This is a genomic window from Maribacter sp. Asnod1-A12 (genome assembly GCF_045063735.1).
Taxonomy (GTDB): domain Bacteria; phylum Bacteroidota; class Bacteroidia; order Flavobacteriales; family Flavobacteriaceae; genus Maribacter.
The window spans coordinates 1,981,399-2,001,876 of sequence record NZ_JBEFNZ010000006.1 but is presented as its reverse complement, the minus strand read 5'-3'; the positions used below and the strand labels follow the sequence as shown (position 1 = coordinate 2,001,876).

Genomic DNA, 20,478 nt, shown 5'->3' with positions numbered 1-20,478 from the left:
GTAGAAAGTTATACCTAAATGACCAAACCAATAAGTGGTTTTTCCAAACTAACGAAGGAGGAAAAAATAGACTGGGTTACAGAGAGTTTCACGCAAAATGCAGCCCAATCAAAGAAAATTCTGCAAACATATTGGAACCAAGATAAAAGTGTTCAGCAATTGCATGATGAGTTTATTGAAAACACCATCACAAACTTATACGTACCACAAGGAATTGCACCCAACTTTTTAATCAATGATACGCTATACGCCATACCTATGGCCATAGAAGAGAGTTCTGTAATTGCAGCAGCAAGTAAAGCTGCTAAATTCTGGTTAAAACGAGGCGGATTCAAAGCAGAAATACTAGGTACTGAAAAAGTAGGTCAGGTTCATTTCATCTTCAAAGGGGATACTAAAAAACTAGACTCGTTTTTTACGTACTTAAAACCTCTTTTACTAGCAGAAAGTGCTTCTTTGACTACTAGCATGAAAAAAAGAGGCGGTGGCATTACAAACATCGTTCTAAAGGATAAAACCGATGAGCTAGATCACTATTTTCAATTGCACGCTACTTTTGAAACTAAAGATGCCATGGGCGCTAATTTCATCAACAGTTGTTTGGAGCAATTTGCAACAACCTTAAAAAAAGAAGCCGCCCAGTTTGATGCATTTTCTACAAAAGAAAAAGATGTAGAAATAGTAATGAGCATACTTTCTAACTATGTTCCCAACTGTACAGTTCGCGCAGAAGTAAGTTGCCCGGTAGAAGATTTAAATCTATCGGCAGAATTAACCCCGCAACACACTGCAGAAAAAATAATACAAGCCATCAAGATAGCTAAAGTGGAACCTTATCGTGCGGTGACGCACAACAAAGGTATCATGAACGGTATTGACGCAGTAGTACTTGCTACGGGAAACGACTTTAGAGCCGTTGAAGCTGGCGTACATGCATATGCTTGTAAAGACGGACAGTATAGAAGCTTAACCAATGCGAAAATTGAAGACGGAATTTTTAAATTTTGGATTGAGCTGCCATTAGCACTAGGAACCGTTGGCGGACTTACGAATTTACATCCTCTTGTGAAGCTAAATTTAGAATTGTTGCAGCGGCCATCGGCTAAAGAACTCATGCAAATAGTTGCCGTTGCGGGACTAGCACAAAACTTTGCCGCAGTAAGCTCTTTGGTTACTACAGGAATTCAAAAAGGACACATGAAAATGCATCTTTTAAATATCTTAAACCAACTTGGAGCCAATGAAAATGAAAAAGCCACCTTGGTGAAACATTTTAAAACCAACCCGGTTAGCCACCACGCCGTGGAAAGTCAATTAAGTATTATTAGAAAGTAAATCTTTAAGCTATGACGAAGGAATTTTACAGCAACGGAAAATTACTATTGACAGGAGAATATGCCATTCTTGATGGCGCAAAAGGATTAGCATTACCAACGAAATTTGGACAGTCCTTAAAACTTAGAAATAAGAATACGGAGACAATTCACTGGTTTGGCGTTGATGAAAATGACGACACTTGGTTTTATGCCGAATTTTCTAAATCAGATTTCAAAACCGTTACAACCACCGACGAAGCTACATCCGATCGATTGAAGCAAATATTGACAGAAACCAACAAGCTTAATCCTGAATTCTTATCCAAGATTACAGAAAACAGTATTATTGAGACTAAAGTTACCTTCCCTATGGCCTGGGGACTGGGTACCTCTTCTACCTTAATAGCCAATATGTCAACTTGGGCAGGCGTTAATCCGTATCAATTATTAGAGTCCACTTTTGGCGGTAGCGGATATGATATTGCATGCGCAACGCATATCTCCGCTATTACCTATAAAAGAAATAACTTTGAGCCAATAGTTGATGAAGTTCATTTTAACCCAACTTTTAAAGACGAGCTGTTCTTTGTTTATCTAAACCAGAAAAAGAACAGTAGAGATGCCATTAATAGCTACAGAAGTTTAGATTTTGATAAAGAGGCTTTTATAACTAAGGTAGACGCTATAACCGAAAATATTCAAAAGTGTACTGACATAACCGAGTTTGAGGGTTTATTGAAGAAGCACGAGGCTATTTTATCAAAAACACTTCAAATTCCTACTATCAAAGATTCGCTTTTCACTGATTACCCTAGAACGATTAAAAGTTTGGGAGCTTGGGGCGGAGATTTTGTTCTTGCCACAGGAACAGAAGATGACATGGTATACTTTAAGAATAAAGGTTACGAAACGATACTTCCCTACTCAAAAATGATATTATAAAAAAAGAGCATTCCAAAATGGATGCTCTTTTTTTTATATAAATCCAAAGATACTACTAGTAGAACGTAGCTCTTTTATCTTCAATTTCAGAACCGTCTTTCAACGCATTGTATACCGCAGTATTAACACGACTAGCCGCTCCTGTTTTCAAAGCATTAGCATATACACTGTAGTTATCTAATTTAGGTGCTTCTGTTTTCTTAACAATCTCAATTTTAAAAACTCCAGTATTACCTTCAATTAAACCAGATGTTGCTCCAGCAGACATACCATAAGCAGTACCCACTACAACCGGCTCACTACCTGCCCCAGGAATTGTCGGAGATTTTACGGTAAGAGCAGAAGCGTTAGAGATACTTACACCATTATCAGATGCAATAGCACTCATATCCTTACCCGTGTTAGCTGCTATAATTTTAGCCGCCTTACGTTCTTTACGTATTTTTGGCAAAACAAGTATAGAAGCATCCTCTGCACTCATTACACCTTCAGCATAACTACCTGTTAATTGAACAACAGCATAACCGTTGTTAATGTTGAACCTCTTCACATCACCAACTTCGGTATCAGAATTAAATGCCCATTGAACAATGTTTCTTTGATTCGTTAAACCCGGAAGGTTTTCATCTAATGCCTTTATCTTATTTACTGGGCGCACTACGTATTCATCTTTCTTCGCTAATGTTGAAAATGCACTCTCATCTTCTGTAGTCTCCATTTCAAACTTGGTAGCATTGGTAAACAATGTGTTTATCGTTTCTTCTGATGCAACGATTTCCCTAGATACAGTTGCTATTTGAACTACATCTTCTTTATCATCTATTTTTATAACATGAAAACCAAAATCAGTTTCAACTAAGCCAATTGAATCTTCATTATTATTGAATGCGAAGTCATTAAATGCCGGTACCATCACCCCTCTTTGAAAATAACCTAAATCTCCACCATTAGGTGCAGAAGGTCCGTCTGAGTTATCTCTAGCCAATGTAGAAAATACAACTCCAGATTTTTTAGCCTCTCTCAATAATTCTTTTGCCTTAACTTCAGCTTCTTCCTTAGTTCTAGTGACTTCAGGGTTAGCTCTAGTTGCTCCTGTATAAGCTAAAAGAATATGACTCGCTTTCACAGAACCATTTGGCTTTCTAGCGATCATTTTAGAAAGCTTGTATGAATCACCGTCTTTGTAAGGACCATAGATTTGACCTACGTTTAAACTCATTAAGGTATCCGCAACACTAGAAGGCAAGTTTTTCTTCGCCTTGTATATTGTATCAAATTTAGTATCTGAATATCTATCTAAAAATGCAGCAACATTTGTGGTATTTCTAAACCCTCTAATAGTATCGTTAAGATCTGTTTGAGAATTGTACTCAATAGTATCATCTAAAAGCTTAGTGATCTCACCTTTAATTGTATTTTGATCAGCCTCAGATGGCTTTTCTTGAAAATATACATATTGTAAATCTCTAGCAGGATCTTGCTTGTATTCTTCTTTATGCTTACTAACGTAATCAGCAATTTCGCTTTTAGTAACCGTTATTGTACTATCTGGTATTGAAGTATAAGGTACTCTAACATACTTAATATCCATTTTTTCGTTAGCCAGTTTATAATCTAGCTCTCCTTCTTTCAATGTAGCGCCAACACCGGCCTTAACCAAATTAAAATATGTTTGCTCTTTTGCCAATTGAACGATTTCATCTTCTGTTTGCAACCATGCCTCGTACTGTGCCGGGTTGTTTATTTTCCAATCTGCTACAGTTTGCTTGAAAAGGTTTGCATCAAACTGACCATTTTGATCTTGAAACTGAGGATTCTGAGCATAACCTGTAGTTCTAAGAAAATCAACAATCTGATCTTGCTCTATACCTATTCCTAAATCTTCAAATTGCTCACCTAATATGGTTTGTCTTACCTTATTTTCCCAAACCTGATTTACCACCTGCATTGATGATGTCGTTGGACCAACTCTGTTAGAAGCTACTTCAACTTCTTGTCTGAATTCATCAATAGAAATATCTTCTCCATTAATTTCAGCTACTGACGAGCCTACTTTTTCTCCTCCAAAATTGCTACTGGTAAAAACCCCAGAAATAACAAATGCAAAAAGTGCTAAACCTATAATCAAGATCAACACTGTTGTACGCTTCCTAATATTTTCTAATACTGCCATTCTAATTAACGTTTAAAATAATCGTTTGTGGTTATTGGGAGGCAAAACTACCATTTTTAATTGAAATAATAAAAACTAAAAAGACTCCTAATTTATTGATTGATGCACTGTTATTCCTCTTCCAAAACTTCTATTGAAATCAAATCTATTTTGGTATTGGAAACTTCTAGCACCGTAAACTTATAAGAGTCTATGGTAAGCTCTACTTCTTTATCTGGAATCTCCCCTAGCGTATGCACCAAAAGACCGCCTAAGGTCTCATATTCATCCGATACCGGAAGATTTAATTTGTGATTTTCATTAATATCATCAACTTCTAATCTTGCAGAAAATAAAAAGTGACGTTCATCTACAACTTCTTCCCTTAAATCTGTAGTATCATGCTCATCTTCAATTTCTCCAAAAAGTTCTTCCACTATATCTTCCACCGTTACCAATCCAGATGTACCACCATATTCATCTAACACTACAGCTATACTCTTACGTTTTTTAATCAGCACATTAAGCATATCTTGAATAAGCATTGTTTCTGGCACAAACTCTACCGGCAATAGGATACTTTTAATTGTCTTTGGTTTTTTGAACAGTTCATAAGAATGTACGTAACCTATAACATCATCTACAGTATCATTATATACTAATATTTTAGAATAACCGGTCTCTGTAAATAATTTAGCTAAATTTTTGGGGGTCTCATGCATTTCAACAGCAACAATCTCTGTTCTAGGAACCATAACCTCACGTGCTTTCACAGCAGCAAACTCCAATGCATTCTGAAAAATTTGAATCTCAGTATCTACCTCATCTTCCTCTTCAATAGTTTCCATCTGCTCTGTAATATAATCGCCCAATTCTAATTTACTGAATGCCAATTGCACCTCATCTCCAGAGGTTCCAAATACATATTTCAATATTAAATCAGAAATCCAAATGATAAAATCTGATATTAATGAGAATAAAACGTAGAATAAAAATGCTGGAATCGCCAATAATTTCAATAGACTATTAGCATAAATTTGAAATAGGACCTTGGGCAAAAATTCCGCTGTTATTAAAATGACGAAGGTAGAAATCAAAGTTTGGGTCAATAGACTAAAATCTGTGATCAATAACTTTAAAAAAGCATGACCAGGCACAAAACCCGCAAACCAATTCATGAGCAATTCTCCCATGAAAAGACCATAAATCACTAATGCTATATTGTTTCCAATTAGCATGGTTGCTATAAATTTCGATGGCTTTTTGGTTAACCTGGTTAAAATTCTAGCTAAAAAACCCTCTTGTTTCTTCTCTATTTCTATATGAATTTTGTTCGCAGAAATAAAAGCAATTTCCATTCCTGAGAAAAATGCCGAAAAAAACAAAGAAAGTATAATGACAATACCGGCTATACCCACTATTTGTTTTGATTATTCCGTTGACGTTGTTCGAATTTTTTTCTGTAGTTTCTTCTAAACAAGAACATACCTATAGAAACTACTGCAAAAAATATGAAAAAATATGCCATACTTCTGTCAGTATTCCAGTCTGTAAATATTCTATAAATTGAAAAACCCGCTACAAAAACATATAAGTATTCTGTATACTTTAAAATATTAATCATCTTTTTCTTCTTTTTCTTCCTTGATCAGCATTAAACCATAAGTCTTATGAGCATTCAGAAACTTAAGATCTTTTTGAACATCCATTCCTTCACCATCCATCACCGTGCCATCTTCAGGATTGGTAAATGTAAATTTTTCATGGGTAAATGCCCATTCATTACCCCGGTCGTAATACAATTGTGATGTGGATAATTTTTTTCCATCATCACCTTTTATTAGCACATTACCTCGTAAATCTACGATAGAAGTTACAGAATACAACACACCATAATCTGCCTCTATAGTAGTTTTTTCATTCTTCTCGTTAAAAATTTCGACTAACAAACCATCTGGAAAGGTTTGATAAGGAAATGACAATTGTTCGTAATCATTTCTAATAGGACCAGACAATACCGCCATAACCCTAGAAGAACCTTCATCTTCAGACCCTAATTCAATAGGAGATTCGGTATATGTAAGAACAAAATCTTCTACCACACCTCTCGGATATACTTTTTTTTGCGCTTCTTCACCAACTCTCTTGTATTCATCTTGACAAGATAAAAAAAGCATTGCCATGGTATAAACCACGGCAATGCCTTTAAAATTTTTAATCTGTATCATTTTTTCTATAAAGAAGGTACTTTCACACTACCACCAACCCAACAGTTGAAAGTAACAGTTTTACCAGCCATACCTGAACTAAAGATCATCTCTTTAGATGGTGCTTTTGAACTATAGCTAGTTGCAGCTTGACTTGATGAACCACTTAATGATGGATCTACCCTACCCGCTTTTCTTGCCATATCTGCAGCTTTCCAATAGATAGCTCTTTTCTCGAAAGCAGATGTACCACAACTGTTTGCACTTGTAGCATATAAGTTAGCGATCAATAAATATGCACGACCGTTAGATGGGTTAGCATCAATAGCTTTCTGAGCGTATTTACGAGCAGTAGACTTACTACCTTTTCTTTTATTAATAACTGCTACTTTGTAAGCAATCTTAGATTTCTTCTCGTTATTTGTTTCTAAAGACAATGCTTTATCAAAATCTGCAAGTGCTCCTGAGCTATCCCCATTTTTCATTTTCAAAGTACCACCATATACATAAGCATCGGCAGATGGGTCTAAAGCTAACTGAGCTTCAAATAATTTTTGGAATAAAGGATCATCCGTACATTCTTTGTTGAACATCAAACCTACCGCTCTTTTCACCCAAACAACATCACCTTTTTTCTCTTCAAAACTCTTTTCGTATAAAGGAATAAGGTTGCTACAATCAGCTAAAGGACCTAATTTAGAATCGATACTACCAGCAATTTTACCATAAGCTCCAGAGTAAGAATTATAAGCCTTTAAACGAGATTTCTCTTTAGAAGTCAAAGTACCAGCTTCTTCTTTAGGTAAAAGTTTAGCAATTTTACCTGTAAGTTGCTCATTTTCGCTTTCTATTTTTTCAGTTACCTCATCGTACACATCAAAAACCTCTTGCAAGTCCTTTGACCCCGCTTTATGCAAATCAACCAAACTAGAAAAGTAAATATACAATGCTTTAGGACTCTTAAAATTGTCTTTATCTTTTGTATAAGCATCACTTAACATGCTATACATTTTAGCATCATCGGCCATTTTATTATCATACATTACCAATGCCTTATCTACCTCTGTTTCTCCTAGACTTGTTTTAGATGCAAAGTGCTTTAACTTATTATCATAAAGACCCATAAGATCATTCGCAAATTTAGTTTTATCAGCATCGGCCGCTTTATCTATCTTATCCTTAAGTATACGTTCACCATATACATAGATAGCATTATTTAATTGTGGACAAGTTTCATAAACCATTTTCCAAGGCTCATAAGCCGCTTCGTAATTTTTAACTTTTGCATGTTCAGAAAATATAGACAAGTTGGTCATACATTCAGGGTTTTGCGCCTGCGCATTGCTCACCCCCATCATTCCAAGGAACATAATTGCCGTGAAGTAAAGTTTCGATTTCATTTTTTCTCTTTTTAAAATGGTTAATGTACTAAATTTTAATTTATTTTTCTCTTCTGGAACCAACGATCATTTAACGAAAGACCAATATTAAATTTAAAATAACTCTCTTCGACTAAATCAGCCCTTGTAGTTCCTCTTCTTCCAAACTCAAATCCTAAGTTAAGATTAGAGAAACTTCTACCCAGTGGCAATCCTAATCCAAAAGTTATGCCAAAGTTATTTATATCAACATCGTTCACTAACAAACCAGTTTCATCTAAACGTAGACCAGCACGGTAAGTAACTCTTTTTAAGTAACTTGTGAACGAATCATAGTCAGGTGTAAAAAACATACCCAAAGCATAAGAACTAGCATCTTCATAAGTTACATTATCAGCGCCTAAAAAAGAATTTTCAAAAGAACTCATCTTCTGAAAACTATACTCAGCTCCGACAAACCATTTATAATCCTCCCCATACCCCAAACCTAGTGTAGTGTTCGTTGGAATTTTTAATTCTGTGTTACTTAAGTTCTGAGATGCCAAATCAACCTCTACCTCTTCAATAGTTAAACCATTGGCTACAGAAAAAGAGCCAACTTGCCTCTCATTCTTAGAAACCAAATTACCTTGCGTATTAACTCGTATAGAAGTATGAAGTCTTTGCCTACCTTTAATTAAAGGAGTATAGCTTAAAGCATAATTAAAATCGAAACCATTAACTCTAGAGCTTCGCCTATCGAAAGTTCCAAATTGAATTTCTTCTATTTGCTGTAGCCTCTCGCTATCTAAAGTCCCAAAATTGAAATTTATGGTGGCGCCAATACTCAAATCTTTTATAACTTCATATCCTATGGAATAAAAAGCTCGTGTCAAACCACCTTCGCCAGTATATATATTGATTAAAGAGCCACTTGTACCAGTTCGTTCATCAACCAAATTATACCCCACTGATGAATATGGCATAACACCAAACCCCATACCTAACCCTTTACCAACACTAAACCCAAGTGCTAAATAATCTAAGCTAGTAATGGAACTATTTTGTTCTTCAGTAAAACTTTTAAGTGCAAATTGCTTATTAGAAACACCGGCAGTATAGGTCACAAGACCTTCCCTATCCATAAGTTCCAAGCCTAATTTACCAAATGCGGCAGGGTTTTTTAAATTTATGTGAATACTATCAGCGTACACACCAATTCCTCCCATCATTTGATTTTCTACCGTACTATTGTTCTTCAAATCACCTATTCCAAAGAAAGAATAAGGAGAAACAGTACCATCTTGAGCGTACATACCTACGGTAGTTATGTATACAATTGCAATTACAATTTTTCTGATCATTTAGTGCTTGTTGTATTCCAGCAAATAATTAAGCCCTTTCAGGAGAAATTTGGAATCCGCAAATATGGTATTTTTTAATCGTTTAGACAAAAATAGTGTATCGCCCCCTGTTAAAATAATTGTTAAATCTTTAAACCGAGCTCTGTAAAGGTCAATGACACCGTCGATTTCAAGAGTAATACCATTTATCACCCCACTATGCATACAATTTTCCGTATTGTTACCAATATAGTCTAATAACTCCTTTTTTTCTAGCAAAGGTAATTTTGAAGTTTGCTCGTTCATTGCATTATAGCGCATTTGTACACCTGGCGAAATTGCACCACCCAAGTATTCGTCAAAATCATTGATCATATCATACGTAACACATGTACCTGCATCAATAATCAAATTATTTTGATGGGGATTAAAATAATACGCCGATGTTACCAGTGCTATTCTATCAACACCTAAAGTCTGAGGCGAGGCATATGAATTTTTAAATGGCACTTTTGAAGTGTTAGAAAGCTCATGTAAGTCACAAAAAATTGCCACAACCTTTATTTGTTCTTCAGAAAGTGACCCAACACTAGAAATAATTGCATATTGAACTTTTGAATATTCTTTAAAAATTTTCTTCACCACCTCAACAAACAAATCGACAACAACAGTCTCTAAATGAATTATTTCGGACTTTTTGAAGATTGCTAATTTGACGTTAGTATTACCTGCATCAATTATTAAATTCATGTTGCAAAGATTAAAAATTAAAAAAACATTATTCTTTTTTCATGATTTTGTTTGTAAATCATAAAATTGAAATTATATTTGCAGCCGCTTACAGCGACATGGTGCCTTAGCTCAGTTGGTAGAGCAATGGACTGAAAATCCATGTGTCCCTGGTTCGATTCCTGGAGGCACCACAATAAATCCTTACTTTACGGTAGGGATTTTTTTGTTTTAACACCTATCTTGTATTATGGTACAAAAATATATCGTCTACTACAAATTAGCCAAGCCACTACAATAAATTATTTTAAAGACTTACTACAAAAATAAAAATTACCCGAAATTTTTCAATGTAATAGCGGCTTACTTAATCAAATTTCAATTTTAAAAATTTTATATTGCTACATAGGCTAGTTTTAATCAACTACAAGCTCTGCACTGAAAAAAATATAAACGCTCTTTAAATGCTGAATTTATCATGAAATACGTATTCATCTTAATTTCAATTTGCCTAATGGGGTGCAAAAATGACTCCAAGAAATTTGACATACCAACCCCTACAAATGGTAATTACTTGGAAAACGAAATACAATTAGCAGATTCTGTTTACTATGACAAGGTTTTGGGCGCTTTGGTCGGATCGGCAATTGGTGACGCCATGGGCGCATCTACTGAAATGTGGAACAGAAAAGATATTCAATTAAACTATGGTTATATTACTGGATTAACACCTGCATTACGTCAGCGATCACCCGAAGGAACGTGGGAGCATAATCTTTTAGCAGGAGCCACTACCGACGACACCCGATGGAAAAACTTGATGACCCATTATTTCAAAACCAACCAAAACGACATAAACGCTGAAAATTTTGCAGATTTTATTATTGATTACTACAGTACTTTAACGAAATCTCTTGCCAATAAAGAAATGCAATCCAATACGGATGCGTTAGATGCCAAAATTGAAAAAATAGACTGGATCAAAGAATGGGCGCGCGTGGCAATGGCATTCAAAAAGGACAATAACAGTTATTTACAAGCTCAGAATAGATTTTATGGCGGAGAGATGTCTTGTGCAGGACAATTATACTCCCCCATGATCGGACTCATTTCTAAATCTCCATTAGAGGCTTATAAAAACGCATACAACCTGAGTCTTTTTGACATTGGCTATGCTAAAGATATTACTGCTTTAGCTTCTACCATGACTTTTATGGCGACAAGATCACAAAATCTAGATTCAATAATAAATTCAACAAAATTTATAGATCCGATTGGATATGCAGATAGCAGGTTAGTAGGGCGAATACCAACAACTATCTTAAATAACGCTCAAATAAATATTCGTAAAATCAATGAACTTGTTATTGATTCTTTACTAATTAACGATACGATAGCTTTTAAAATACCTCGCGGTTTTCTCGGGTCTAAAAAAGATTGGATTCGTCAAGAAATGATATACAGAGTTTTAGAAAAAGATGAACGAAATATCGCATTTCATTCAGCGGAAATTTGGCAAATTCTGGTTACTGCGTTGGAATTTGGAAAAGGAGATTTTGAAAAAACAATGCAATTCATAATCAATTACGGTCGCGACAACGATACGGTCGCCTCCGTTGCAGGTATGATACTTGGAGCAAAATTGGGTTTCAAAGAATTACCCACTGACCTGCGGGAAACAATCATAAAGGTAAACAAAGAAAATTTAGGCATAGATCTAGTGACCTTAGCTCAAGAAATATCTCAATAAAAAAATCAATCCCAAACACGTTCTACCTTATGCTCGGTAAAATCATCAATTTTCAATTCTACTTCTGAAGTATTTACTATTGAAATTGACCTGAAAAATTCTGTAGGGAATATTTGATTCGTCATTACATACTGTCCGCCATTGATAAATAATTCAATCGATGAATGATCTAAAAGCATTACAATTTCTATAGGGTCATCAGTTAAATCAGAAATATTCATTTGCTGTACACCTTTAGAAAATTTTTCGTTAAAATCAACTTTACCAGACTTTCTTCTATCAAAGGTCACTAACTTCTTATTTCTATTAAGGTCTATACTTAAGCTATCCCCATTTTTATTTTTAAAATACACTTGAACATTCGGTGATTTTAAAGTGAATTGTATTTTGCTTTGATTACTGTATTTAAGTGGTATTATCCTTTTTCTAGTAGGTAATATCTCAATTAAACTTTCTGGATAAGCTAATGCAACATGTTTTTCAAAACTTTTTAAAGGATAATTGAACAAAGACACATCTCTACCAACTTTTTGTAATGTCAATGTTCTAGGTACTGTCATGGAACCTCTCCATTTTTCAGTAGGTGTATCGCTAGCATAATCCCAATTACTCATCCAACCTATAAAAACTCGTTCATTATTTGGCGTTCCATTATAGGTTACACCTGCATAGTTATCCCTTCCTAAATCTATCCATTTACTTTCTTCTTGATCGGTAGTAAATGTTGAACCATCGAAATCACCAATAAAATATTGCGTACCACTACCCCCGTTAGGTGCACCAGGATTTATACTTATCAGAAGCACCCACTTTACCTCTTCTGTTCCTTCAATCTTTAGAGGAAACAAATCTGGACACTCCCAAACTCCACCATGAGTTCCTTTATCCTTTCCAAATTCGCTTACTTTGTACCATTCTTTAAGATTATCAGATTTCCATATCTGCAAATGATCACCAGCGACCAAAAGCATTGACCAATTTTGCTCCTTTTTATTCCAAAAAACTTTTGGGTCTCGAAAATCTTTGAACCCTGCGTTTTCAATTACGGGATTAGCTTGATATTTTACCCAATTATCCCCATTATCTAAACTATAGGCAATACCTTGAGTCTGAAAATTGTTATTTCCGGCTATTTCGCTTTCAGCATCATGATAAGTAAAAATTGCTACCATTGCCGGGTTATCATCGGTGCCAAAACCAGAGGTGTTTTCATAATCTACAACTGCACTTCCAGAAAAGATAAAGCCATGCTCATCTGGAAAAAGTGCTACGGGTTTATGCTTCCAATCCATCATGTCCCTACTTACCGCATGCCCCCAATGCATAGGTCCCCAAATAGTACTATCTGGGTAATATTGATAAAACAAATGATACAAACTATCTTTATAGACCAAACCATTTGGATCGTTCATCCATTTTTCTTCTGGTGTAAAATGAAACTGAGACCTATAATGCTCTATAAAATATCCGGTAGCATTTACCTCTTCTTCAATTACTTCTTGTTTCAGGTCTTGTTTGCAACCAAAAACACACACCAAACAAAGAAGAATAAATACACCTAAGCCTCTATTTTTAATAGTTTTAACCATAAATTCACTTTTACAACCTTATTTCTTATAACGTATTAATAGTACCTTTGCAGCAATGAAAATAACAATTTACAAGTTAATTATAACAGCGATCATATTAGTATCTTTTCCAACCATTAGTTTCGGACAAGATAAAATTTCTAAGACTTTGACTACTTTAAATAAAGAAACTATACCCTATGTTTATGTAGACGACCTGCAATTAAATGACTCTATTGTACTTTTAGATACTAGAAAAAAAGAGGAGTTTCAAGTTAGTCACTTAAAAAATGCCATGTGGGTAGGCTACAAAAAGTTTGACGAAGAAAAAGTAACCAATACCATTACCGATAAAACACAACCTATTGTCGTATACTGCTCTATTGGTGTTCGCTCAGAAAATATTGGAGAAAAACTAAAAGATTTAGGATACACCAATATTCTCAACTTACATGGTGGTATTTTTGAATGGAAAAATAAGGGCAATCAAGTTTTTAACCAAAAAGAAGCCATTACCGATAGTGTACATACTTTTAACAAGCACTGGAGCAAGTTATTACATGAAGGCATTAAAGTGTATTAGTCAGAAAAATAAAAAATACTTTGGGAATACTATTAAATAACAAAACAGAAAAGGACGAAAAAATCATAGATTTTACACTTGCAAACTCAAATAATCTTTTACTAATTTTTACCAGAAATCCTGAATTAGGCAAAGGAAAAAGACGCTTAGCCGCAACAGTAGGCGACCAAGCTGCGTTCGATATCTATAAATTTTTATTGAATCATACAGTAGGTATCACTAAAAATTTATATGCAGAAAAATTGGTGTATTACTCTGAAGAAATTTGGGAAAACGATATATGGAATAATCAAAAATTCGGAAAAAAAGTTCAAGTTGGCGATGATTTGGGAATTCGTATGGCGAATGCCTTTCAAGAAGGATTTAAAAATGGATATCAAAAAATCATTATCATTGGAAGTGATATGCTAGACCTATCTCAAGAAGATTTAGAAAATGCCTTTAAGTCTTTAGAAAAAAATGATTTTGTCGTTGGCCCTGCTGAAGATGGGGGATATTACCTGCTTGGTATGAAAAAATACTTACCAGAACTTTTCTCAAATAAAACATGGGGAACAGAAACCGTTTTAAAGAATACGTTATCTAATCTTAAAAACGAAACCACTGCAATTTTAGAAACCAAAAATGATGTAGATTACTATGAGGATATAAAGGATATTGAAGCCTTTAAACCTTTTTTAAAACATATGAATAAATGATGAGAGAAGAACTTTTAGAATCTGTTGCATACCTTCAAAATAAAGGATTTGATAAGCCAGAAATTGGTATTGTACTTGGTACAGGCTTAGGCAAATTAGTTGATAGTATTGAAAATCCAATTGACGCACACTACAACCACATTCCTTTTTTCCCATTAGCCACAGTAGAGTTTCACACTGGAAAATTAGTCTATGGCACCATTTCTGACAAAAAAGTAGTTGTGATGCAAGGTCGTTTTCACCTATATGAAGGGTATGACTTTTTAGATATCACCTACCCAATTCGCGTAATGCACATGCTAGGGATCTCTAAACTGTTTATTTCTAACGCTGCTGGCGCAGTCAATCTAAATTATAAAAAAGGTGATATGATGCTGCTAGAAGATCATATAAATCTACAAGGTGGGTCGCCATTGGCATTTAAAGGTGTTAGCGAATTTGGGGAGCGTTTTGCCGATATGTCCGAGCCTTATGATTTGGACATGCGAAATAAACTGACTGCAATTGCCAAAGAACATAATATCATTTTAAAAAGTGGAGTATATGCATCTGTTGTCGGTCCCCAATTAGAAACCAAAGCGGAATACAGAATGATTAAATTAATTGGCGCAGATGCCGTGGGCATGAGTACCGTACCTGAAGTTATCGTTGCAAATCATTTATCGCTACCCATAGTCGCTGTCTCTGTAATAACCGATGAATGCAATCCAGACAATCTAAAACCTGTTAATATCAGCGATATAATTTCTATCGCTGAAAAAACGGAACCTAAAATGGTGAAATTATTTCAAGAATTGATAAAGCAATTGTAAGGATTACCAGTATTCGGCTACCATAAGAGAGCAAAGATTGTTTTTATGAGTATCAACCAACCAACCATTAGTATTATCATTCCGGTATTGAATGAAGAAAAATATATTAAAGATGTACTTTTTGCTATTTCTACTAATGCCGGCACAAATCGTATCAAAGAAATTCTTGTAATCGATGGTGGCAGTACCGACCTTACCGTAACCAATGCTCAAAAATATGGAGCAACAGTAATTAATAGCAATAAGGGACGTGCTACACAAATGAACCTTGGTGCTGCAAATGCAACTGGCGATGTTCTTTATTTTATACATGTAGATACGCTACCTCCAAAAGATTTCGACGGCGCTATTTTAAACGAAATTGACCAAGGTTTTGAGGTAGGTTGTTTTCAAATGCAATTTAATAGCAATAGTCCTTTCTTAAAATTCTTTGGTTGGTGCACACGCATTAACCATCAAATTTGTCGTGGCGGTGACCAGTCGCTTTTCATCACCAATAAACTATTTCAACAACTTAAGGGTTTCAATGAAAATTATGTTATTTACGAAGACAATGAATTCATTAGAAGAGCTTATAAACTAAAACCTTTTAAGATTATTTCTTCTGCCGTAACCACTTCCGCACGACGTTATGAAGAACGAGGCATGGTTAAATTACAATATCATTTTGGCATGATTCATTTAAAATATTATCTAGGCGCTAACCCAATAGAACTTTATCAATATTACTTGAAATATATAGCTGCCTAACCTATTCCCCTTCAAAATCTAACAACACTCCTTCACCATTGTATTCTTCCAGTATCCCAACAAGTATCTTTTAACCTAAACTTTTACTCCCCACTGATTAACTTAACGGAGTTTTAAAATTACCTATTAACGGGTATTGCCGCACGCCATTCCCAAAACTACATTTAACACTGTTAATTTTAAAACCAAACCAAAATGAAAACTAAGGTATTACAAATCCTCTTATTAACATCATTAACATTTTTCATCATAAGTTGTGATAAGGACGAAACTAAAGAAACCGAAACTGAACAGCAAGAACAAGAAGAAATAGAAGAGCCAGAGGAGGAGGTAACGGAAGACCCTTCCATTGTACTTGCGCAAGAACGCGAGTCTGTTTTAAGTTCATTAACAAATAATGACCAAAAAGTATGGAAGATCAGTGAAGCAGTTCTAACCAACGATTCGGGCACATTTGACATTTCAAATAATTTTAACGTTACCGATGATGAACTTGTTTTTACCAACGAAGTTTTCGTTAGTTCAAAAACAGACTTTAACGGTACATTAGAATGGAGACCTGGAAACTTTATAGAAACAGAAGCCACAACACTAGAAGAAACCATGGTCGATTATTATGAATCTCCGTTTACAACTTCATTTGATTTTGTTGGAGAAAGCAGTTCAGATCTAGAAAGCCCAGGTTTTACATTTACCTATATAGATGAAAGTACCATAACGGGAACTGTTTTAGGCGAAGGATCATCAACCATCGCAATTACACTTACCCCTAAAACAGCTAATGATTATGTGCAGGCACCTACAGAAGCACTTTCATTTTCCACTGCTTTTTCATACCCTTCTAACGCCGTTAGTGGCTTCTCCCCGGGGATGATAGGCTCTAACAGTAGTAACAGTATTTTTATAGTGACTAGAGAAGGTGAAATGAGAGGGTCTGAGGCTGTTGACCCCGAGCGTATTACTAGATTTGATAATGAAACCGGCACCCTAACGGATAAACTATTTTTTCAATCAGATTTCGTATCAAAACAACTTCATATTATAGACAATAAACTAAAGGTAGTCGGCGGTCAATATATAAACACCTATGACCTTGACTTACAGACAGACCCAACCAGTGCTTCGTATGATGGACAAATTGCATTATCCAGACATGGCTCTGCCGTAATTGACGATGAAATTTTTATTGTTGGTGGATCGCTTGGCGACACACAAAATATTGGTGATGAAATTTATAAATGGGATGATTTAAATTCATCACTTACAATTGAAACCATAATGCCAGAAGCTAGAAGTGGAGCCCGTGCAGAAACCGTACAAAACAAACTATATGTTTTTGGTGGTACCGAAGAGTTTTATGGGCAAGATGCTAAAAACACAATTTATATCTATGATTTTGAATCTCGTGTAATGAGCACTGAAACGATGCCTTCAGCATTACACTTTACTTATACTGGAAAATATGAAAACCTAATTATAGTAAGCGGTCAAATAAAATCATTTACAGATGATGCTGATGGTGATGGTAATCCTGATGGTTTTTTAACGCAATATGATAATGAACCCTATTTAGGCGTATATAACACTTTAAATAATGAGTTTACCGAATTGACCACTAATTTAAACAGTCCTGAAAATGAGACTATTCATTCTATGGCCGTAATCAATGGAAAAATATATATTCTTTACGGTCAACAAGAAGAAGTGGTAGAAGGAGAATTTCAAAATTGGGATGTATTGGTAGCAGATTTAAATTAGGCAATACCTATAAGCAACTTGTGTACTAACCTTTACCGCTTTATAAATCGGTAAAGGTTTTTTTATTCCGAAAATTAAAACTATTCCCCTTCAAAATCCAACAACACTCCTTCACTGATCCATTTAGCAAGTGCTTGGCGATTATCTGGATCTAATATCCTGACCTGATCTTTTTTATTTCTAATATTCCCAATCTCAATATATGCCATTGCTGGGTGCGTTTTCTTTACCAAATACAGCGAGGTTCTATCTTCAAAAGTACCTGAGTACGTTCTATTGGGCTGATATTTCTTGTATTTGGATCCAAACGTTTTATGAATGCTTTCCGCTAGTTTTTCTCCGTTCTTACTTTTTTCATGGTGATAAAAGAAAACATCTATATTTTGATTTTCGCTTCTACTATCTACATGAGTTACGATCAAGCGCTGATATTTACCTCTGTTATCTTTATATAAATCATTGATAATATCTACACGTTGTTTTAACCGCGCCAACTGATTTAAAGGAATTGTTTTATCTGGATACGCTACTTCGTCATGGTCAATTTCTAAAACTCGTTCATCTCTAATGCCATCGTTTTCATCTTGAATGATGATGTAAACCTCAGCACCATGAGCCATTAATTCTTTTGCCAAGCGCAGCGTAATATCATAAGCATATTCATCTTCTGCTATAGCCTTGCCGGCATACATACCCATGGCACCGGGATCAGGACCTCCATGACCGCTTACCAAATAGTACACATTACCTTTTAAACGCTCACTTTTTTCAATTACAGTTTTGTATTTTTCCCCGAAAATAGCATAAGTAGCACTCTCTATCTCCTTTATTTCTTTTGCCTGAATCTGTAATGAGTCAACAATAGCCACCGTATCTAATTTTACATCTGGCATAACATAAGTTCTCCCTGCTATTAAATGAACGCTATCTCTTAAGTTTTCCATATTCAATGTTACAAACTCATCGAATACTTCGTACGGGTCTACCCCTTGCTTTCTTATCAGCGATAAAATGCCGTCACCAGGTTCTGCCATAACGGTCTTTAGCGAATCTTGCGCAAAACAAAAAGCACTTAAAAACAAACAAAAGCCAAACGTAAAATTGCAGTATCTCATTCTATTACCAAACACAAGGTCTATGCCATAATATTCTTATGACGCTCTAATTCAATACAAAGATTGCTAAAAATATTGACCAATACCAAAGACAATACCGTTGTCTCCGTTTTTTGTGATTCCGTAGCCGTAATCTATTCTAAAAATAGCATTGAAAATTCGCTTATGCATAAAACGCAGACCAACACCTGGGTAGATTCTTATATTTTCACTATTCCATAAGTCATCAAATCCGCCAGCAGGGTTACGCCATGTACCTCCATCAATGAATATGTTTCCCTGCAATACAAATTTATTTTTATCAATAAAGGTCTGACGATATTCCGTGTTCAAAACAATCATTCCCGTTCCTCTATCTATTGAGTTACCAACACCTCTAATATTTAAATTATTATCTACGGTGAACGGTGCAAACGGACTATCAACATTACTGGCTAAACCTAAACGCAATCTATTTGCCCAATTACCCCTATCTCCTATTCTCTTAAAGTATGTGAAATCATTAAATCCGATTAAGAATTCTGGCAAACTTATATCGGTACTACCTACATATTGAAAATTCAGCTGACTTCTAAATCCTTCTAAATAATGGTAGAAATAATCCAAACTATTATAATCATATATGAACTTGAACAAGTGCTTATCTACATTTAAATTCAGTGGAACACCTGCACTAGTAGCGCCATCAACGTATGCATAATCTTCAGTAAAAAAACTAAAACCCAACTCCATTCTATTTTTGAAATTGAATTCATACAGACCTAAAAGCTCAAACCCCGTGTTGCTATACTTATAATCTGCTGTATCATCTTGAAAAAAGACAGGTTCTAATGTGGTAAAATCGTTATAATTAATAGCTAGACCAAGCTTATTTGAAAAGAGATAAGGTGCTCTTATACTTACCCCAAAAGAGCTATAATTATCATACTGATAAAAAGCTCCTAACGTAATATTACGACCAAAAGAATTAAACTCTTGTAGTCCCACCCTAAATGCAAAATTGTCATTGGATGAGCTGAAAAGATTTGCAAACGGAATTAACGTGAAATTTTCTTCAATGATATATTCAACCTTGCAAGTTTCATTTTGCAATACATTTACCTTATAATAGGCATGAGATATAGAGGGCAATCTCTTTAAACGAAGCATATCTCTATTCATAAGAACAGAATCCAAGATCATACCTTTCTTTACACCTACAAGATTTTCAATGAATGATACCTTGGTGCGTTTTGTTCCAGAAAACTGTAATTCTACTACTGTAACATCTTGCCCATTCATTATGAAACTGACAAGTATTATAAATAGAAATGGTAGCGTTTTTGTATTCATTCTTTTAAGTACTCATATCCTGACCAACATGAATTTTGCTCTAAGGTTTCCAATATAAAACAAAA

At 35.0% G+C, this 20,478-nt stretch carries 18 protein-coding genes and 1 tRNA gene; 9 read left to right on the top strand and 10 right to left on the bottom strand.

Annotated features, from left to right (window positions below; translation table 11 throughout):
- Positions 1-18: 18 nt before the first annotated feature.
- Both ACJJVP_RS08525 and ACJJVP_RS08520 read left to right on the top strand, forming a co-directional pair.
- The gene (locus ACJJVP_RS08525; RefSeq protein WP_405412718.1) at positions 19-1,335 is read left to right on the top strand and encodes a hydroxymethylglutaryl-CoA reductase, degradative; all 1,317 of its coding nucleotides are present in this window, start codon (positions 19-21) and stop codon (positions 1,333-1,335) included.
- Between the two features lie 11 nt (positions 1,336-1,346).
- Positions 1,347-2,258: a GYDIA family GHMP kinase gene (locus tag ACJJVP_RS08520; RefSeq protein WP_405412715.1), complete on the top strand. Its 912-nt coding sequence runs from the start codon at positions 1,347-1,349 to the stop codon at positions 2,256-2,258.
- Positions 2,259-2,313: 55 nt separating this feature from the next.
- Here the strand turns inward: ACJJVP_RS08520 and ACJJVP_RS08515 are convergent, their stop codons facing one another.
- The 7 genes from ACJJVP_RS08515 to ACJJVP_RS08485 all read right to left on the bottom strand — a co-directional run bounded on the left by ACJJVP_RS08515 (position 2,314) and on the right by ACJJVP_RS08485 (position 10,068).
- The gene (locus ACJJVP_RS08515; RefSeq protein ID WP_405412712.1) at positions 2,314-4,431 is read right to left on the bottom strand and encodes a SurA N-terminal domain-containing protein; all 2,118 of its coding nucleotides are present in this window, start codon (positions 4,429-4,431) and stop codon (positions 2,314-2,316) included.
- Positions 4,432-4,541: 110 nt separating this feature from the next.
- The gene (locus ACJJVP_RS08510; protein ID WP_405412710.1) at positions 4,542-5,828 is read right to left on the bottom strand and encodes a hemolysin family protein; all 1,287 of its coding nucleotides are present in this window, start codon (positions 5,826-5,828) and stop codon (positions 4,542-4,544) included.
- Positions 5,828-6,034: a hypothetical protein gene (locus tag ACJJVP_RS08505; protein ID WP_405412708.1), complete on the bottom strand. Its 207-nt coding sequence runs from the start codon at positions 6,032-6,034 to the stop codon at positions 5,828-5,830. Before ACJJVP_RS08505 ends, ACJJVP_RS08510 begins: the two co-directional genes overlap by 1 nt.
- Positions 6,027-6,638, bottom strand: a complete 612-nt coding sequence (gene lptC / locus ACJJVP_RS08500; protein WP_405412706.1) for an LPS export ABC transporter periplasmic protein LptC — start codon at positions 6,636-6,638, stop codon at positions 6,027-6,029. The genes ACJJVP_RS08505 and lptC overlap by 8 nt, the downstream gene beginning before the upstream one ends.
- A 5-nt stretch (positions 6,639-6,643) precedes the next feature.
- Positions 6,644-8,017 (bottom strand): tetratricopeptide repeat protein, encoded by a 1,374-nt coding sequence (locus tag ACJJVP_RS08495; RefSeq protein WP_405412703.1) that lies wholly within the window; start codon positions 8,015-8,017, stop codon positions 6,644-6,646.
- A gap of 35 nt (positions 8,018-8,052) precedes the next feature.
- Positions 8,053-9,339: a hypothetical protein gene (locus ACJJVP_RS08490; protein ID WP_405412701.1), complete on the bottom strand. Its 1,287-nt coding sequence runs from the start codon at positions 9,337-9,339 to the stop codon at positions 8,053-8,055.
- A complete protein-coding gene (locus tag ACJJVP_RS08485) occupies positions 9,340-10,068 on the bottom strand; it encodes a type III pantothenate kinase (protein ID WP_405412699.1) in 729 nt (242 codons plus the stop codon).
- A gap of 100 nt (positions 10,069-10,168) precedes the next feature.
- Here ACJJVP_RS08485 and ACJJVP_RS08480 point away from each other — a divergent pair.
- Positions 10,169-10,241: transfer RNA gene (locus ACJJVP_RS08480), tRNA-Phe, on the top strand.
- Positions 10,242-10,525: 284 nt separating this feature from the next.
- Positions 10,526-11,797 carry an ADP-ribosylglycohydrolase family protein gene (locus tag ACJJVP_RS08475; RefSeq protein ID WP_405412696.1) on the top strand — a complete coding sequence of 424 codons (1,272 nt, stop codon included), beginning with the start codon at positions 10,526-10,528 and terminating at the stop codon, positions 11,795-11,797.
- Positions 11,798-11,802: 5 nt separating this feature from the next.
- On the opposite strand, the gene ACJJVP_RS08470 is transcribed toward ACJJVP_RS08475, so the two are convergent.
- The gene (locus tag ACJJVP_RS08470; RefSeq protein ID WP_405412693.1) at positions 11,803-13,386 is read right to left on the bottom strand and encodes a glycoside hydrolase family 32 protein; all 1,584 of its coding nucleotides are present in this window, start codon (positions 13,384-13,386) and stop codon (positions 11,803-11,805) included.
- Between the two features lie 55 nt (positions 13,387-13,441).
- On the opposite strand from ACJJVP_RS08470, the gene ACJJVP_RS08465 reads away from it, so the two are divergent.
- From ACJJVP_RS08465 to ACJJVP_RS08445, 5 genes are all read left to right on the top strand, one after another.
- Positions 13,442-13,948 carry a rhodanese-like domain-containing protein gene (locus ACJJVP_RS08465; protein WP_405412690.1) on the top strand — a complete coding sequence of 169 codons (507 nt, stop codon included), beginning with the start codon at positions 13,442-13,444 and terminating at the stop codon, positions 13,946-13,948.
- Positions 13,949-13,968: 20 nt separating this feature from the next.
- On the top strand, positions 13,969-14,646 hold the full coding sequence (locus tag ACJJVP_RS08460) for a TIGR04282 family arsenosugar biosynthesis glycosyltransferase (RefSeq protein ID WP_405412687.1): 678 nt from the start codon (positions 13,969-13,971) through the stop codon (positions 14,644-14,646).
- Complete coding sequence (locus tag ACJJVP_RS08455; protein WP_405412686.1) at positions 14,643-15,458, top strand: purine-nucleoside phosphorylase; 816 nt, start codon at positions 14,643-14,645, stop codon at positions 15,456-15,458. Before ACJJVP_RS08460 ends, ACJJVP_RS08455 begins: the two co-directional genes overlap by 4 nt.
- A 45-nt stretch (positions 15,459-15,503) precedes the next feature.
- Positions 15,504-16,208, top strand: coding sequence for a TIGR04283 family arsenosugar biosynthesis glycosyltransferase (locus ACJJVP_RS08450; RefSeq protein WP_405412683.1), 705 nt, complete (start codon positions 15,504-15,506; stop codon positions 16,206-16,208).
- Positions 16,209-16,403: 195 nt separating this feature from the next.
- On the top strand, positions 16,404-17,966 hold the full coding sequence (locus ACJJVP_RS08445; RefSeq protein ID WP_405412680.1) for a hypothetical protein: 1,563 nt from the start codon (positions 16,404-16,406) through the stop codon (positions 17,964-17,966).
- A gap of 80 nt (positions 17,967-18,046) precedes the next feature.
- On the opposite strand, the gene ACJJVP_RS08440 is transcribed toward ACJJVP_RS08445, so the two are convergent.
- Positions 18,047-19,000, bottom strand: a complete 954-nt coding sequence (locus tag ACJJVP_RS08440; RefSeq protein ID WP_405412678.1) for an N-acetylmuramoyl-L-alanine amidase — start codon at positions 18,998-19,000, stop codon at positions 18,047-18,049.
- A gap of 147 nt (positions 19,001-19,147) precedes the next feature.
- Positions 19,148-20,413 (bottom strand): outer membrane protein assembly factor, encoded by a 1,266-nt coding sequence (locus ACJJVP_RS08435; protein WP_405412675.1) that lies wholly within the window; start codon positions 20,411-20,413, stop codon positions 19,148-19,150.
- Positions 20,414-20,478: the final 65 nt, after the last annotated feature.